The following is a 15,405-nucleotide window of genomic DNA, read 5'->3' as shown; positions in this document are numbered from 1 at the left end:
AATAGACGGGCGTAGAGGGAATCAGTGTGAGGGCGGAACCAATGGCAGGCGTACTTGCCGCGGCCCCTCGGGCGGCTTCGGAAAGCCGTTGAGTGCGGCGTCGAACAGCACGCCATAGACGGCCGGATCGCTCACCCACACATCTTCGTGCACGGCTGAGGTTTCGTACACGACGGCCTGGGTGCTGGCGTCGCGCATCACGATGCTGACCGCGCGGCGGTGCAGGGGCGTGGGCTCGCCAAAACGCCACATGCCATGCACTCCCCAGCCCCGTCCATACCAGCCGCCCATGCCCCAGGGGCCGGGGCCGTAAGCGCCGTACGGGCGGAACGGGTCATAGCGCGGCACGGCGTCGGCCTGCACGCCCAGCTGCACCAGCAGGCGGGGCGCAGCATCGTCGCGCTGCAGGCCCGCGCGCGCCAGGGCCTGTTCGGCCAGTGTGGTGATAGTGTCGAACGAAGGGGCCTGCTGCGAAGGCAGGCGCTCAATGCGGTACGTGGCAGGTGCGGGCACGGCCGCCAGCGTTGAGAAGCTCTGCACCTGGCCCTCCACCACGCGGGTGGTGCTGCAGCCTGCGAGCAGGGTGACGGTGAGGCCCAGGAGCAGGGCGGGAATCCATCGGCGTTGTGTCATGGTCAGAGTGTCCTGAAACAAGGATCTCCGTGAGAGTGCCGCTGGCCCCGGCAGTTCACGACAGTTGCACCACCTGCACGCCGGGCAGCGATGGCGATGGCGCCGCAAACTCTTCCTTGTCAAAGGCCTTGTCGCCGTCTTCGCTGGCGATGCCGGTGGCCTTGGCGTTCTTGAAGTCGTACAGGCTGCCGTCCAGCAGGTGCGAGGGCACCACGTTCTGCAGGGCGTTGAACATGTTCTCCACGCGGCCGGGGAAGCGCTTTTCCCATTCGCGCAGCATCTCGCCCACCTGCTTGCGCTGCAGGTTCTCCTGGCTGCCGCACAGGTTGCACGGGATGATGGGGAAGTTGCGGTGCGCAGCCCAGCGGGCGGTGTCTTTCTCGGCCACGTAGGCCAGCGGGCGGATCACCACATGCTTGCCATCGTCGCTGACCAGCTTGGGGGGCATGCTCTTCATCTTGCCGCCAAAGAACATGTTGAGCAGCAGCGTCTGCAGGATGTCGTCGCGGTGGTGGCCCAGCGCGATCTTGGTGCAGCCCAGCTCATCGGCCACGCGGTACAGAATGCCCCGGCGCAGGCGGCTGCACAGGCTGCAGGTGGTCTTGCCCTCGGGGATCAGCTTCTTGACGATGCTGTAGGTGTCCTCGTTCTCGATGTGGAAGGGCACGCCGGTGCTGGCCAGGTACTCGGGCAGCACATGCTCAGGAAACCCCGGCTGCTTCTGGTCCAGGTTCACGGCCACCAGGTCAAAGTGAATGGGCGCGCGGGCCTTGAGCTTGAGCAGGATGTCGAGCAGCGCATAGCTGTCCTTGCCGCCGGACATGCACACCATCACCTTGTCGCCTTCTTCAATCATGTTGAAGTCGACGATGGCCTTGCCGACTTCGCGGCACAGGCGCTTTTCCAGCTTGTGGGTTTCACGCTCGATCTTCATGCGGGCGGCGCCGCTGGCGGCTGCCTCTGCAGGCTCGTCGGCCCAGCCGACGGGGGCGGAGAGGGCGGGGTTGGTGGTCGGGGCTTCGTTCACTACGGTGCTCATGGGGTCACCACTGTCCTGTCTCGACGCGAATGGCCACTTCGCAGTCGTCAAAAATTTCGAGTTTGGCAATCTTCACGCGCACGCCCAGCACGCCGGGCAGTTGCATCAGGCGGTTGGCCAGCTTGCCGATCAGGCTCTCCAGCAGGTTCACATGCTCGGCCGTGCACTCGTCGATGATGATCTGGCGCACACGCCGGTAGTCCAGCACATGGCCAATGTCGTCGTCGCGCGGGGCCAGCGGCTGCACGCCCAGGCTCAGTTCGGCATCGACCTGGATGGGTTGCGGGTCGGTCTTTTCGTGGTCGAGGATGCCCAGGTTGGCATCGAAGCGCAAACCGGTGAGCGTCAGGATCTGCGTGCCAGTCATCTGGGAAGGGGTCTGTGTCATGGTGGGGGCTCGTTGTGTGCGCAAGCGCTGGGCTCACATCAACGAGAAATCGCGGTCAAACTTCATCAGGTGCTGGCCGCCATCGACCAGCAGCGTGGTGCCGGTGATGGAACGGTTCTCCAGCGCAAACTTCACCGTGGCGGCCACGTCCTCGGCGGTGGAAGAGCGGCCCAGGGGGCTGAGGGAATGCAACTGGGCGAACTTTTCGTCGCTCAGCATATGGCTGGTCAATGTGAGGCCGGGTGCCACGCCCACCACACGCACGCGCGGCGCCAGGGCCAGCGCCAGCATGGTGCCGGCGGCTTCCAGCGCGGCCTTGGAGAGCGTGTAGCTCATGAAGTCGGGGTTCTGGTTCCAGAGCTTCTGGTCCAGCAGGTTGACCACGGCGCCCTGCGCATCGGCCTCACCCGCCGCCACCCGGTCGGCCACATGCTGGTGCAGGGCCTGGGCCAGCAGCACGGGGGCCGCGGTGTTGCTGCGCAGATGCTTTTCGAGCGCGGCAAAGCCAAAGGTCTCTACGTTGTCGTGCTCGAACAGGGAGGCGCTGTTGACCACCGCGTCAACGCTGCCAAAGTGCGCCACCACGCGGGGCAGCAGGCCGCGCACGGCGGCTTCGTCATCAAAATCGGCCTCAAAATGGGCGCTTGCGCTAGTCAATCTTGCACATTCAGCTACTGTATTGATAGCATCTTGCGCTGACGAGCGGTAGTGCACCGCCACCTGCCAGCCGCCGGCAGCCAGGGCCAGCGCAATGCTGCGGCCCAGGCGCTTGGCGGCACCGGTCACCAGCACGGTGCGGGGGCGGTGGGGAAGGGAAGGGGTGGACATGTGGGGGACAATGCGGGCCGTGACCCAAAGACTCGACAGTTTAACGACCGCCCTGCACCAGCACATCACCCAGGCCATTGCCGCCGAGGGTGGATGGCTGGGTTTTGATCGCTTCATGGCCTTGGCCTTGTACACGCCCGGCCTAGGCTACTACGCCAACGATTCCACCAAATTCGGCGCCATGCCGGAGTCCGGCAGCGACTTTGTGACCGCGCCCGAGATGACCCCACTGTTCGGCCAGACCCTGGCCGTGCAGGTGGGCGAGGCGCTGGCCCAAACCGGCACCGACGAGGTCTGGGAGTTTGGCGCGGGCTCGGGCGCGCTGGCGCTGCAGTTGCTGGATACGCTGGGCGACCAGGTGCAGCGCTACACCATCGTTGATCTGTCGGGCAGCCTGCGCGCGCGCCAGCAGGTCAAGCTGGTAGCCCACGCCCACAAGCTGCGCTGGGTGGACGCCTTGCCCGAAACGTTCAGCGGCGTGGTGGTGGGCAACGAGGTACTGGACGCCATGCCCGTGCAACTGCTGGCGCGCCACGGCGGCCAGCAGGGCGGTGTGTGGCATGAGCGCGGAGTGGCGGTAGCTCAGGACGGCACTTTTGCCTGGGTCGACCGTCCCACCGAACTGCGCCCGCCCATCGACATCGAAGGCCCGCAGGACTACCTGACCGAGATCCACGCCCAGGGCGAAGGCTTCATGCGCATGCTGGCCGACCGGCTCACGCGCGGCGCGGCCTTCTTGCTGGACTATGGGTTTGGCGAAGATGAGTACTACCACCCCCAGCGCCACATGGGCACCGTGATGTGCCACCAAGGCCACCTGGCCGATGGCGACCCGCTGGTGGCGGTGGGGCTCAAGGACATCACCGCGCATGTCAACTTCACCGCCATGGCGCTGGCCGCGCAGGAGGCGGGCCTGAATGTGCTGGGCTACACCACGCAGGCGCATTTCCTCATCAACTGTGGGTTGCTCCCAAAAGTGGAGCAGCTACCGCAAGCCCAACGGGCGACAGCGGCCAAATTGATCATGGAACACGAGATGGGCGAGCTGTTCAAGGTGCTGGCCGTGGGGGCGGGCGAGCCGTGGGAGCCGCTGGGGTTCAGCCACGGCGATCGTTCGCACCGGCTCTGACCGCCTGCTGCCGCGCTGCCCATGTTTCGCTGGCTTCTCGTCATCCTCCTGGCCCTGATGTTCATCAGCTGGCTGTCGCCGCTGCTGCGCCGCATGGGCTTCGGGCGGTTGCCGGGGGACTTCCGGTTTCGGTGGCTGGGGCGGGACTGGGACGTCCCGCTGGCGTCCACGCTGCTGCTGAGCTTTGTGGCCAGCCTGATCACCAAGCTGTTGTAGTGCAGCGGCCGCTGCCGCTGCCCTGCTATCTCAAATTAGCCCGCCGTCTGCAGCGCGTCCAGAAACGCCTTGCGCCACCAGTGCACGTCGTGCTCGCGGATGCGCGCCATCAGCTTCTGGTGGCGCGCCTGCCGTTCGGCCAGCGGCATCTGCAGGGCCTGCTGGATGCTGTCGGCCATGCCCTGGGGGTCGTAGGGGTTCACCAGCAGCGCCTCTTTCAACTGTTCTGCTGCACCTGCAAACCGTGACAGCACCAGCACGCCGGGGTTGTCCGGGTCTTGCGCCACCACGTATTCCTTGGCCACCAGGTTCATGCCATCGCGCAGTGGCGTGACCAGGCCCACGGCAGCGGCGCGGCACAGGCCCGGCACACGTTTGCGCGCTACCATGCGGTGGATGTAGCGCACCGGCATCCAGTCCAGTTCGCCGTAGTCGCCATTGACCGAGCCGCACAGGCCCTCCAGTTCCTGGCGCAGGTCGGCATAGGCGTGCACGTCGTCGCGGCTGGGTGAGGCGATCATGATCATCGTCGCACTGTCGCGGTTTTCGGGGTAACGATCCAGCAGCTCTCGGAATGCGCGCACGCGGTGTGGAATGCCCTTGGAGTAGTCGAGCCGGTCAATGCCCAGCAGCAGGAGCCTGCGCGAATACTCGTCGCGCATGTTCTCGTAGGTCTCCATCGCGTCGGGGGCGTGTGTGAGGCGGGTGAATTCGTCCACGTCGATGCCGATGGGAAACGACTGCACCACCACGGTAGCCCCAAACGCGCGCACGCGCTTTTCGTCCACCGCTTCGGCGCTGCCCTCATTGCGAACATAGCGCGTGAAATGCGACACGTCGGTCTCGCTCTGCAGGCCCACCAGGTCGTAGGCGAACAAAGAGCGCATCAGCCACTCGTGCTGCGGAATGGCCGCCATGATGAGCGGCGGCGGCATGGGAATGTGCAGAAAGAACCCGATGCGCTGCTTGCAGCCCATGGCACGCAGCTCGGCGGCGAGGGGAATGAGATGGTAGTCGTGCACCCAGATCACATCGTCGTCGCGCAGCAGGGGCAGCAGCTTGCGCGCAAACATCTGGTTCACACGCCGGTAGCCTGTGATGTAGCGGGCGTTGAAGTCGGCCAGGTCCAGCCGGTAATGGAACACCGGCCACAGCACGCTGTTGCTGTAGCCGTGGTAGTAGCTGTCATGGTCTTCGCGGCACAGGTCTACGGTGGCCAGGGTGACGGCGCCGGCCTGGCGGGTGTGCAGTTCGCTCTCGCCGGGTGTGCCGTCTTCGACCACGGTGCCGCTCCAGCCAAACCAGAGTCCTCCGGTCTGGTTCAGGGCTTCACCCAGGGCCACAGCAAGGCCACCGGCGGCGGGCTTGCGCGGATCGGCAAGGCGGTTGGAGATGACGACAAGACGGCTCATGGGGGCAATCATCCGTGCTGACCGCCCCCGGCCGGTGTCGGACAGCGCCTCAAATCACGCTGTCCCAGGGCGCTGACAGGCGCACGGCGGCGTTGATCACACCCACCATCGAATAGGTCTGCGGGAAGTTGCCCCACATCTCGCGGGTTTCGGGGTGGGTGTCCTCCGACAGCAGGCCAAGCGGGTTGCGTGCGGCCAGCATGGTCTCGAAGATGGCCCGTGCCTCGGCCTTGCGGCCAATGCGCGCCAGCGCGTCTATGCGCCAGAAGGTGCAGATGTTGAAGGCCGTTTCGGGCTTGCCAAAGTCGTCGGCCGCCTCGTAGCGGCGCATATAGGGGCCATCGCACAGGCTCTTTTCCATGGCCTCCACGGTGCTCACAAAGCGTGGGTCCTTGGGGTCGATCAGGCCCACCTCGGCCATCAGCAGCACGCTGGCATCCAGCTCATGCCCGCCAAAACTCTCGGCAAACGCCTGGCGTTCTTCGCACCACGACTTGTCGAGGATCTCGGCGCGCATGCGGTCGGCATGTTGCTGCCAGTGGCTGGCACGGTCGGCCAGCTGCAGCGTGGCGGCGATCTTGGCCAGCCGGTCGCAGGCGGCCCAGCTCATCAGTGCGGACGAGGTGTGCACCCGGGCGCGCGTGCGCAGCTCCCACATGCCGGCATCGGGCTGACCGTACACACGCACCGCGTTGTCGCCCACCTGTTCCAGCCGCTTGAATTCGGCCAGGCCCGCGCGGTGCAGCAGGCGGTGGTCATGAAAGGCCTGGGCCGCGCCCAGCACGATGTTGCCGTACACGTCGTGCTGAAAATGCTCGGCCGCCTGGTTGCCCACGCGCACCGGGCCCATGCCCCGGTAGCCCGCCAGCTGGGGCACAAAACTTTCGGGCAGGTCTTTCTCCAGTCCGATGCCATACAGCGGCTGGATGTGGCCGTCGCCGCCTTCGACCACCACATTGCTCAGCCAGCGCAGGTAGTCCTCCATGGTGCCCACCTCGGAGATGCTGTTGAGAGCGCGCACCACAAAAAAAGCATCGCGCAGCCAGCAGTAGCGGTAGTCCCAGTTGCGGCCGCTGTGGGCCGACTCAGGGATGCTGGTGGTCATGGCGGCCACGATGGCACCGGTTTCTTCGTACAGCGACAGCTTGAGCGTGATGGCCGCACGGATCACCGCGTCCTGCCATTCCAGTGGAATAGCCAGGGCGCGGCTCCAGCTGCGCCAGTAGGCCGTGGTCTCCTGTTCAAAGCGGCGGGCGTTATCGGCAATACCGTCCACCAGCGTCTCGTCGGCGCCCAGCAGAAAGTTGTGTTCGCGCGTGAGCACAAACGCCTGGCCCGACAGCACATGCGACACCGGCGCATCGGTGGACAGGCGCAGCGTCATGCTCTCGCCCACGTAGCGGATGTGGTTGCTGCCGCGCGTGATCTCGGGGGTGGTCTGGCCCCAGTCGTAGCGCACCTTGAGCGCCACACGGATGCGCGGCGACCCCTGGATGGGACGCACCCGGCGTACCAGCGTCATGGGCCGGAAGTAGCGTGACCGGCTGTAAAAGCGTGGCGCAAAGTCGGTGATCTCGATGCCGTGGCCCGCCTTGTCGAACAACTGCGTGCGCAGGATGGCGGTGTTCGGCTCGTACCACTGGTGGGCCGATGCCAGGTCTTCCAGTTCGATCGCGAAGTGGCTGCCCTCGTCGCCAGGCTGCAGCAGGGCGTTGAACACCGGGTCGCCATCAAAGCGCGGCAGGCAGCACCACACCATGCGGGCATGGTCGTCGATCAGTGCGCTGATGGCGCAGTTGCCGATCATCCCGAGGTTGAGCGAGCCCGTCTGGGGGGCTGTGGCGGCTGTGTTCATCGTTCGCGCTCCAGCGTTGTGCGTGCAGACGACAACCAGCCCCGCAGTGCGGCCGATGTCATGCAGCGGTGTTGTGCCATGGTGGGCCCTTCGCCCACCTTGATGCCCCAGCCGCCGAGCGTCTGCACAGCGGCAAAGCCGGCCTCGTCGGTGACGTCATCGCCCACAAAGACCGGCGTGCGGCCCACAAAGGGTGGCTGTGTCATGAAGTCGACGATGGCCTGGCCTTTGTGAACGCCACGGGGTTTCACTTCAAAGACGCATTTGCCACGCAGCAGTTCCACACCTTCCACCTCGCGCATGGCCCGCACCAGCGTGTCGTGGCACAGGGATTCGAGGTGGGGCGCCTGGCGGTAGTGCAGGGCCACGCTCACACGCTTGGTCTCCACCAGCAGGCCAGGGTGCCGTGCTGCAAGGTCTTGGGCGGCCTGTAACACGGGCTCCAGGGCGGGTGGCTCGGTGGCGGGAACGGAAGTCTCGCCCAGACGGTATTGGGCCCCATGTTCGCTCGCCAGCGGCAGGTGCAGCGGTGCCAGAAATCCGTCGATGTCCGCCTCGGGCCTGCCAGTCACGATGGCCAGCGCGCCACCCAGCTGGGTATGCAGCGATGACAGCGTCGGAATCAGCCCCGACGCGATGCGCACCGCCTCGGGGCGCGGTGCCAGCTCGGTGAGCGTGCCATCGAAGTCGAGAAAAAGCGCATGGGCAGTTGTCAGTGTGGGGAGCAGCTGCATGCACGAAACCATAGCAGACGCTGCAATGCAGATATGGCGACCAGGGGGATTCTGGGCTGGTAAACGCGCGCAAGGTTTGCGACCTCTTGAAACGGAGAGCCAGTGCCGCAATGTGTTCAGAGACCCCAATGCCCCCGCCACGCCATGACCGAAGCTCTGCACATCGTCTGCCCCCATTGCCACACCACCAACCGCGTGCAGAGCGCCGACTTGGGCAGCGCGCCCGACTGTGGCCAATGCCATCAGCCCCTGTTTGCTGGGGCGCCGCTGGAGCTGGATGCCACCAGCTTTGACAAGCAGGTGGTGCGCAGCCACATCCCGGTGCTGGTGGATTTTTGGGCCCCATGGTGCGGCCCGTGCCGCCAGATGGCGCCCGCCTTTGCGCAGGCTGCCCGTGAGCTGGAACCCCGCGTGCGCCTGGTCAAGCTCAACACCGAAGACCACCAGGCCATTGCGGCGCGCTATGCCATCCGCAGCATTCCGACCATGATCCTGTTCCAGCAGGGGCGTGAGGTGGCGCGCATTTCGGGCGCGCTGGGGGCGGCGGACATCGTGCGCTGGGTGCGTACCGTGGTGGGGTGATTGGGAACGACTTGGCAGGTTTTGAAGCGTTTTAGGCCGCAAGCGCTAGTTGAATATGCCTTGAGTGCTATCGAAATGGTAGCTGTTGATCCCGCGCAGACGGGTTCTTCAACGAATCCCAAGCGCCCGGTCCAGCGACACGTTGCCGGCACCGCGCCCCACCAGGTACAGCATCAGCCCCGCCCATGACAGGTGGGTGGGCCAGGCGTCCGGGTAGACAAACAGCTGAATTGTCAGCGTCATGCCCAGCAGCGCCAGGGCCGACAGGCGTGTGAACAGGCCCAGCACCAGCAGCACCGGAAACAGGTGCTCGGCCACGGTGGCCATCTGCGCCGCCAGCTCGGGCGGCAGCACGGGCAGCTTGTACTCGTCGCGGAACAGCGTGTAGGCGCTGTCGGAGATGGTGAACCAGCCATCGACCTTGGTGCGGGCCGACAGCCAGAAGATGCCTGCAATGGCCACGCGGTTGACCAGTGCCAGCAGGCTGTGCGGGGTGAGCCAGGTGGCTGCATCGGCCAGGCGCGCCCACAGCATGCGCGGGCCTGTGGCGGGGGGCGTGGGGACGTGGGTGGCCGGGGTGTTGGGGATGTGCATGGTGGGCTCCTCAGCCGGTGTGGGCGGTGTGTGGGTTGGTGGTCGTCAAGGCGCCCGCGTCGAGCAGGCTGGTCATCAGGGCGGCAAAGTCGGTCGCCGGGTCGGCCTCCAGGGAGCGGGTGGCGGCAGTCTCCAGCGGCAGGCCTTGGGCGCAGGCGTCCAGAAACGCCACGCCGGCGCGGGAAAGGGGCCGCCATATCACTTCCGCATGGGGCCGGGTGAGCAGTGCGCCGTCGCCGTGCCAGTCCAAGGCCTCGGGCAGGGCCAGGCCCTCGCGGTGGTGGTGCCACAGCGCATAGGCTGGAAAGTCTTCACACCAGGCCCAGCGCGCGGCGGGGTGCGGCTGCAGTGATGCGTGGGGCAAGGTGTCAGGGGCCTGCTGTGCCAGCCAGTGGCGGTCCACGGCAGTGGCGTCTGCCGCCAGATGGCATGCGGTCCAGCAGCGGTCCAGGTGCGCCACGGCGCTCAGGTAGGGCAGTTCGGCCGCCGGTGCAAAACCGGCCAGAAAATCGGCAAACCCGGCGCCATAGTCCACCAGCAAGCCGTCACGCGGCGGCTGCGCGCGGGCAAACACCGCCGCAGCGGCGCGGAACCAGTCTTCGCCTACCAGCTGGCACACCGTGGGGTAATTGGCCTGTAGCGCATCGATGCAGCCCTTGAACACGGTGTTGCGGTACACGGCAAAACCGGGCTGAGCTTCCAATGCGGACAGCCACGGTGCATCTGCTGCCTGGCCGAGCAACGCGGCAGAGAAGCCGTCCTGAAAGGTGCTCAGCGGCATGCAACCTCCCGGGGCTGTGCATGGGCGAGCGCACGGTGGGCCTGCTCCCGCTCGGCCAGCAGTTCATTGAAGGTCGGCAACTGGTCGTCGCGTTCGATCAGGGTGGGCACGGGGCCAGTGCGCGCCATCACCTGCTCGTACAGCGCCCACACGGCGGGCGCCACGGGCGCATCGTGGCTGTCGATCAGCAGCGCATCGCCGTGCACCGGGTCGGCATGGTGGCCTGCCAGGTGGATCTCTGCCACGGCGTGCAGGGGGAAAGCTTCGAGGTAGGCTTGCGCGCTAAATCCCAGGTTGTTGGCGCTGATGTACACGTTGTTCACGTCCAGCAGCAGGGTGCAACCAGTGCGCAGCACCAGCTCGGCCAGAAAATCGGTTTCCGCCCAGTCGTGGCCGTCGATGTGCAGGTAATGCGTGGGGTTCTCGATGGCGATGGGGCGCTGCAGCACATCCTGCGTGCGGGCGATGTTGCCGGCGATGCGGTGCAGTGCCGCGTGCGTGCGCGGAAACGGCAACAGGTCGGGCAGGTATTGCCCGCGCCAGGTGGACCAAGCCAGGTGCTCCGAAATGATGGCGGGCTCTATCCGTCTTGCGAGGGCCGCAAGCCGTGCCAGGTGGGCCTCATCAGGTGGTGCATCGGCCGCAAGCGATAGTGACACGCCATGCAGTGCCACTGGGTGGCACGCACGGATGGCCTCCAGCCAGGCCAGGCGCGGGCCGCCGTCGGCCAGGTAGTTCTCGGGGTGCACTTCCCACCACAGGCCGGGGGCAGGGCACCGCAGCGCCTCGTCGTAGTGCTGGGGCTTGAGACCCAGGCCGGCGGTGAGAGGGGATGCCATGGTCAGCTCTTCATGGGCGTCAGCATGCCCATGCCCTTGGGCGTCTTGATAGTGGTGCAGGTGCCTGCGGGCACAAACTTCCAGGCGTTGCCCTGGTAGTCCATCTTGGACGTGCCCGCGCAGGTGGTGCCGGGACCTGCAGCGCAGTCGTTCTTGCCAGCCATCGAGACGCCGTAGCACTTCTCCATGGCAGGCTTGGCGCCGTCCATGGGGGCGGCGTTGGTTTGGGCCATGGCGGCGCCAGAGGTCAGGGCAACAAGTGCGAGGGCGCCGAGGCTGAGGGTGCGAGTGGTCATGGTACGGTTCTCCGAGGGTTGGATAAAGGTTGAATCCGACCGGGTGGCGGCACTGAGGTCGCATTGAGTGGCCCGATCTGCGTTGTAATTCGGGCTGTGCAGCAGGCGGGTTACAGCACTGCTCAAAAATTCGTGGCGGCGTTGCGCAAATATTTTTTGTGTTGCCTGTAACCCATTGGCCCCGGCATACGAATTCCTTGCAGGGAGACACCATGGAGATAGTGGAAGAGCGCCTGCGCGGCTTGCTGATGCAGGGGCTGGATGCCGATGCAGCCGCTTACCAGCGTTTTTTGAAGGAGCTGAGCGCCCACCTGCGCGCCTTCCTGCGCCGCCGCCTGGCGCAGCGGCCCGATGAGGTGGAGGACCTGGTGCAGGAGACGCTGCTGGCCGTGCACAACCAGCGCCACACCTACCGGCCCGAGATGCCGGTGACCGCCTGGGCGCATGCGATTGCGCGCTACAAGCTCATCGACTGGCTGCGCTCGCATGCCGTGAAGGAGGGCCGCAACGACCCGCTGGACGATGCCGACGAGTTGTTTGCCACCAGCGACAGCGAGGCTGCCGAAGCCCGGCGAGACCTGGGGCAACTGTTGCGCACGCTGCCAGACAAGCAGCGGCTGCCCATTGAGTATGTGAAGCTGGAAGGGTTGTCGGTGGTCGAGACGGCGCGCCTCACGGGGTTGTCGGAGTCGGCCGTCAAAGTCGGCGTGCACCGGGGGCTCAAGGCCCTGGCCGCCAAGATCAGGGGAATGGCATGAAAACCGATGAATTGATCCACCTGCTGGCCACCGATGACCGGCCGGTGCAGCCCGCCGCTATTGAGCGACGGTTTGCCGCCGCCAGCGCCGTGGGCATTGCCGGTGCCGGGGTGCTGATGCTGGCCCTGTTCGGTCTGCGCCCTGACCTGCTGGCGACCATGGCGTTGCCCATGTTCTGGGGCAAGCTGGTGTTTGCGGCCGCCCTGGCAGCCGGTGGCCTGGCGCTGCTGCGCCGCATGGCCCGCCCGGGCATGCCGCTGGGCCTCGCAGCCCTGTGGCTGGCGGTGCCGCCGCTGGTGCTGTGGGCCATGGCCCTGGGGGCTCTGTGGCAGGTGCCTGCGGCGGAGCGTGTGCCGCTGATTCTGGGCAGCACCTGGCGGACTTGTCCCTTCAATATCGCCTTGCTGTCGGTTCCTGCGTTCGTTGGGGGCTTCTGGGCGCTCAAGGGCGCTGCGCCCACGCGGCTGGCGTGGGCAGGAGCGGGCGCTGGCTTGCTGGCAGGCGCGCTGGGGGCGTTGGTGTATGCCCTGCATTGCCCCGAGATGGCCACCCCGTTTTTGGCGGTGTGGTATCTGGCGGGCATGGCCATACCGACTGCGCTGGGGGCGGTGCTGGGGCCGCGTCTGCTGCGCTGGTAGCGCTGGTGGGGGAATGGAGCTTCAGGCGCTGACACGCTTGTTGTACGCGCGGAACACTGTGTCCAGCGTCCAACCCAGCGATTCGTAGAGCTTTTGCGCCGTGGTGTTGGTGTGGGCCGTGGTCAGGTCCATGCGCACCTTGCCATGGGCGCGGGCCGTCGCTGCTGCCGCCAGCAGCAAGCTGCGCCCGGCCCCTGTCTTGCGCGCTGCGGGCGCCACGAACAGGTCGTACAGCGTGTAGATGGGCGCTGCCTCCACCGAGCAGAACGTGGGGTAGAGCTGGCAAAAGCCCACCGCTGCCTGTGCCCCATCCATCGCAAGCAAGATCACGGACTCTTCGCGCTCCAACCGCTTTGCAATGAAGGCCCGCGCTCCGGCCAGGTCCGGCGCCTGCTCGTAGAACTGCCGGTAGGCGTCAAACAGCGGCGCGATGGTGTCGGCGTCCGTCGTGGTGGCGGGGCGGATGTGCACAGAGGTCATAGCGGCGTCGTGATCGCAAAATAGCCAAAAGACGCACCCTTTTCAGGGTGCGAGCGGACGCGGATTGTAGGGAGGGTTGGACCGATCTTGGCGACGTAGCGCACGCGGTCAGGTGGTGGTACCGTGCGCCTGGGTGTGCAGCCACTGCGCCACGGCTTCGACCCGTGCCTGGTGGATCAGCGCACCCACCTGCGGGCCGCTTTGTCCCCTGGCGGCGGCCTGTGCCGCAATCTCGCGCGTGACGACCGATTGGACGGCGGCCAGCACGGCCAGCAGGCGAGGGCGCTGCGGATACGCGGACTCTTCAAACCCCAGCCGCCCGCGCGCATCGCACTCGCAGGCCAACAGCACCTCGGCAAACCGCTCGGGCTTGCGGATGGCGTCGCAGCGCTCCAGCAGGCGCACCAGGGCAGCGGCAGACAGGTCGGCGCTGCGGTGGATGTGCCCGTGTTCACGCGCCACCACCTCGGCGGTCTCGCGGCAGTCCACGGGCACGCGCAGGCGCTCGGCCACGCCTTTCAGCAGCTCGGCACTGCGCTCCTCATGCCCGATGTGGCGCGGCAGCACATCGGCGGCCGTGGTGCCCTTGCCCAGGTCGTGCACCAAGCAGGCAAAGCGCACGGTGAGTGGCGCCTGCAGCCGCGCCGCCATGTCCAGCACCATCATCAGGTGCACGCCGGTGTCCACCTCGGGGTGGTACTCGGCCCGCTGGGGCACGCCCCACAGGCGCGCCACCTCGGGCAGCAGCACGGCCAGTGCGCCACACTCGCGCAGCACCTCGAACATGCGCGAGGGTTGTGCTTCCATCAGCCCGCGCGCCAGCTCTTGCCACACGCGCTCTGGCACCAGGTGGTCCACCTCGCCATGCGCGACCATCTCGCGCATCAGCTGCATCGTCTCGGGCGCCACCGTGAAGTCGGTGAAGCGCGCAGCAAACCGCGCCACGCGCAGGATGCGTACCGGGTCTTCGCGGAAGGCATCGGTCACATGGCGCAGCACGCGCGCACGGAGGTCTTTTTCGCCGTGGTAGGGGTCAAAAAGACGGGTGGCGCCGGATTCATCTGTGCTGGATGCTATTGAATTGATAGTAAGGTCGCGGCGCGAGAGGTCTTCCTCCAGCGTCACATCGGGCGAGCTCTGCACCACAAAGCCCCGGTAGCCGCGCCCGCTCTTGCGCTCGGTGCGGGCCAGCGCGTATTCCTCGCGTGTTTCGGGGTGCAAAAAGACGGGGAAGTCGCGCCCCACGGGCAGGTAGCCCTGCGCCAGCATCTGCTCAGGCGTCGCGCCCACCACCACCCAGTCGTGGTCATTCACCGGTCGGCCCAGCAGCTTGTCGCGGACGGCGCCGCCCACCATGTAGATTTGCATCGGCGTAGTTTAGGACGAGGGTCGTATAGTCCCGCCACCATGTCCCTATCGTCCGACCTCACCATTGCCCAGCTCAACCCCGACGGCAGCGTTCCTGTGCCCCAGGCACCAGACGCCGCTGCCAATGCGGCCGCCGAGGCCCTGCAGCGCGAGGCGCAATTCGAGGCCCTGAAGGCCCAGGTGGAGGCGCTGCAGGAGATCCTGGCCAAGCCGCTCAACGACATCCTGGCTGAACACGACAAGTTCAAGGAGGTGGCGGCCGCATGGGATTCCTTCGGCGCGATGTGGATGCTGTCGCAGCGCGCCATGCGCCGCGTGGCGATGGACCTTGCAGCCACCCAGGGCGTGAGCGAGGAAGAGGTGGTGGCCCGTGCCATGGCCTACGCGAACCAGGTGCTCAACACCGAGGACGAAGACCTGGGCGGCACCATCGCCCCCGCCCAGTTGGCCCACATCGCGCGGCACAAGGCGTTCTTGCGCAAGCAGTTCCGGTAACGGGGCTGCACGGCCCCGCCGGGTCAGTGGAACACGGGGCGGAAAAAACTCCGCTCGTAGCTCACGATGCACCCCGTCTCTTCGGCATAGCGGAAAGCCGCCTGGCACTCCGCGTCTTGCATCGACTGCTGGCGGTACACCTCGTAGGCGGCGAGGCTCTCGAACGTGAACAGCGCCAGCGCGATGTTGTTGGCGCCCTCGCTGGGCATGAAGTAGCCGTGGTGTTGGCCGCCGAATTTCTCGACCAGCGGAATCCACAGTTTTCCGTAGTGCTCAAACTCTTTCAGCTTGCTGGTGTTGAGCACGTAGCGCAGGTAGATGGTGACGGCCATGGTGGTGC

Annotated in this window: 20 protein-coding genes; 6 read left to right on the top strand and 14 right to left on the bottom strand. The window is 66.3% G+C overall.

What is annotated here, in order from left to right; genetic code table 11:
- Positions 1 to 21: 21 nt before the first annotated feature.
- From ASC83_RS06320 to ASC83_RS06305, 4 genes are read right to left on the bottom strand one after another with little or no spacing between them, the layout of a single operon-like run.
- Positions 22 to 633, bottom strand: coding sequence for a DUF4136 domain-containing protein (locus ASC83_RS06320; protein ID WP_056059567.1), 612 nt, complete (start codon positions 631 to 633; stop codon positions 22 to 24).
- Between the two features lie 55 nt (positions 634 to 688).
- On the bottom strand, positions 689 to 1,672 hold the full coding sequence (ttcA, locus tag ASC83_RS06315; RefSeq protein ID WP_199227596.1) for a tRNA 2-thiocytidine(32) synthetase TtcA: 984 nt from the start codon (positions 1,670 to 1,672) through the stop codon (positions 689 to 691).
- A gap of 4 nt (positions 1,673 to 1,676) precedes the next feature.
- Positions 1,677 to 2,060 (bottom strand): dihydroneopterin aldolase, encoded by a 384-nt coding sequence (locus ASC83_RS06310; RefSeq protein ID WP_192420890.1) that lies wholly within the window; start codon positions 2,058 to 2,060, stop codon positions 1,677 to 1,679.
- 33 nt (positions 2,061 to 2,093) lie between these two features.
- Positions 2,094 to 2,888, bottom strand: coding sequence for an SDR family oxidoreductase (locus ASC83_RS06305; protein WP_056059562.1), 795 nt, complete (start codon positions 2,886 to 2,888; stop codon positions 2,094 to 2,096).
- Positions 2,889 to 2,898: 10 nt separating this feature from the next.
- Between ASC83_RS06305 and ASC83_RS06300 the strand changes: the two genes are divergently transcribed.
- Positions 2,899 to 4,017, top strand: coding sequence for a class I SAM-dependent methyltransferase (locus ASC83_RS06300; protein ID WP_056059561.1), 1,119 nt, complete (start codon positions 2,899 to 2,901; stop codon positions 4,015 to 4,017).
- A 21-nt stretch (positions 4,018 to 4,038) separates the two neighbouring features.
- Positions 4,039 to 4,233, top strand: coding sequence for a DUF2905 domain-containing protein (locus tag ASC83_RS06295; RefSeq protein ID WP_056059558.1), 195 nt, complete (start codon positions 4,039 to 4,041; stop codon positions 4,231 to 4,233).
- A gap of 35 nt (positions 4,234 to 4,268) precedes the next feature.
- Here ASC83_RS06295 and otsA read toward each other — a convergent pair whose 3' ends face one another.
- The 3 genes from otsA to otsB are packed head-to-tail and all read right to left on the bottom strand — an operon-like array spanning position 4,269 to position 8,234.
- Positions 4,269 to 5,645, bottom strand: a complete 1,377-nt coding sequence (gene otsA / locus ASC83_RS06290) for an alpha,alpha-trehalose-phosphate synthase (UDP-forming) (RefSeq protein ID WP_056060017.1) — start codon at positions 5,643 to 5,645, stop codon at positions 4,269 to 4,271.
- A 49-nt stretch (positions 5,646 to 5,694) separates the two neighbouring features.
- Positions 5,695 to 7,500, bottom strand: a complete 1,806-nt coding sequence (locus ASC83_RS06285) for a glycoside hydrolase family 15 protein (RefSeq protein ID WP_056059556.1) — start codon at positions 7,498 to 7,500, stop codon at positions 5,695 to 5,697.
- Positions 7,497 to 8,234: a trehalose-phosphatase gene (otsB, locus tag ASC83_RS06280; protein ID WP_056059553.1), complete on the bottom strand. Its 738-nt coding sequence runs from the start codon at positions 8,232 to 8,234 to the stop codon at positions 7,497 to 7,499. Before otsB ends, ASC83_RS06285 begins: the two co-directional genes overlap by 4 nt.
- Before the next feature lie 144 nt (positions 8,235 to 8,378).
- Between otsB and trxC the strand changes: the two genes are divergently transcribed.
- Positions 8,379 to 8,816 (top strand): thioredoxin TrxC, encoded by a 438-nt coding sequence (trxC, locus tag ASC83_RS06275; RefSeq protein WP_056059552.1) that lies wholly within the window; start codon positions 8,379 to 8,381, stop codon positions 8,814 to 8,816.
- Between the two features lie 108 nt (positions 8,817 to 8,924).
- Here the strand turns inward: trxC and ASC83_RS06270 are convergent, their stop codons facing one another.
- From ASC83_RS06270 to ASC83_RS06255, 4 genes are read right to left on the bottom strand one after another with little or no spacing between them, the layout of a single operon-like run.
- Positions 8,925 to 9,410, bottom strand: a complete 486-nt coding sequence (locus ASC83_RS06270; RefSeq protein WP_056059550.1) for a DoxX family protein — start codon at positions 9,408 to 9,410, stop codon at positions 8,925 to 8,927.
- Positions 9,411 to 9,420: 10 nt separating this feature from the next.
- Positions 9,421 to 10,191 carry a DNA-binding domain-containing protein gene (locus ASC83_RS06265; protein WP_056059548.1) on the bottom strand — a complete coding sequence of 257 codons (771 nt, stop codon included), beginning with the start codon at positions 10,189 to 10,191 and terminating at the stop codon, positions 9,421 to 9,423.
- The gene (locus ASC83_RS06260) at positions 10,182 to 11,030 is read right to left on the bottom strand and encodes a DUF692 domain-containing protein (protein ID WP_056059546.1); all 849 of its coding nucleotides are present in this window, start codon (positions 11,028 to 11,030) and stop codon (positions 10,182 to 10,184) included. Before ASC83_RS06260 ends, ASC83_RS06265 begins: the two co-directional genes overlap by 10 nt.
- Before the next feature lie 2 nt (positions 11,031 to 11,032).
- Positions 11,033 to 11,326, bottom strand: a complete 294-nt coding sequence (locus ASC83_RS06255) for a DUF2282 domain-containing protein (RefSeq protein ID WP_056059544.1) — start codon at positions 11,324 to 11,326, stop codon at positions 11,033 to 11,035.
- Between the two features lie 212 nt (positions 11,327 to 11,538).
- Here ASC83_RS06255 and ASC83_RS06250 point away from each other — a divergent pair, with 212 nt between their 5' ends.
- Both ASC83_RS06250 and ASC83_RS06245 read left to right on the top strand, forming a co-directional pair.
- Positions 11,539 to 12,084, top strand: a complete 546-nt coding sequence (locus ASC83_RS06250; protein WP_056059542.1) for a sigma-70 family RNA polymerase sigma factor — start codon at positions 11,539 to 11,541, stop codon at positions 12,082 to 12,084.
- Positions 12,081 to 12,722 (top strand): DUF1109 domain-containing protein, encoded by a 642-nt coding sequence (locus tag ASC83_RS06245; RefSeq protein ID WP_056059540.1) that lies wholly within the window; start codon positions 12,081 to 12,083, stop codon positions 12,720 to 12,722. Before ASC83_RS06250 ends, ASC83_RS06245 begins: the two co-directional genes overlap by 4 nt.
- Before the next feature lie 21 nt (positions 12,723 to 12,743).
- On the opposite strand, the gene ASC83_RS06240 is transcribed toward ASC83_RS06245, so the two are convergent.
- Together ASC83_RS06240 and ASC83_RS06235 are read right to left on the bottom strand one after the other, a co-directional pair.
- A complete protein-coding gene (locus ASC83_RS06240) occupies positions 12,744 to 13,202 on the bottom strand; it encodes a GNAT family N-acetyltransferase (protein ID WP_056059538.1) in 459 nt (152 codons plus the stop codon).
- Positions 13,203 to 13,310: 108 nt separating this feature from the next.
- Positions 13,311 to 14,570, bottom strand: a complete 1,260-nt coding sequence (locus tag ASC83_RS06235) for a multifunctional CCA addition/repair protein (protein WP_056059536.1) — start codon at positions 14,568 to 14,570, stop codon at positions 13,311 to 13,313.
- Between the two features lie 39 nt (positions 14,571 to 14,609).
- Between ASC83_RS06235 and ASC83_RS06230 the strand changes: the two genes are divergently transcribed.
- The gene (locus ASC83_RS06230; RefSeq protein ID WP_056059534.1) at positions 14,610 to 15,065 is read left to right on the top strand and encodes a hypothetical protein; all 456 of its coding nucleotides are present in this window, start codon (positions 14,610 to 14,612) and stop codon (positions 15,063 to 15,065) included.
- 23 nt (positions 15,066 to 15,088) lie between these two features.
- On the opposite strand, the gene ASC83_RS06225 is transcribed toward ASC83_RS06230, so the two are convergent.
- Positions 15,089 to 15,397, bottom strand: a complete 309-nt coding sequence (locus tag ASC83_RS06225) for an NIPSNAP family protein (RefSeq protein ID WP_056059532.1) — start codon at positions 15,395 to 15,397, stop codon at positions 15,089 to 15,091.
- Positions 15,398 to 15,405 lie beyond the last annotated feature (8 nt).

Origin of the sequence: Acidovorax sp. Root402, assembly GCF_001425125.1 — a bacterium.
GTDB lineage: Bacteria > Pseudomonadota > Gammaproteobacteria > Burkholderiales > Burkholderiaceae_C > Acidovorax > Acidovorax delafieldii.
Note: the sequence above shows the minus strand (reverse complement) of the source record. Positions and strands in the feature narration are given on the sequence as shown.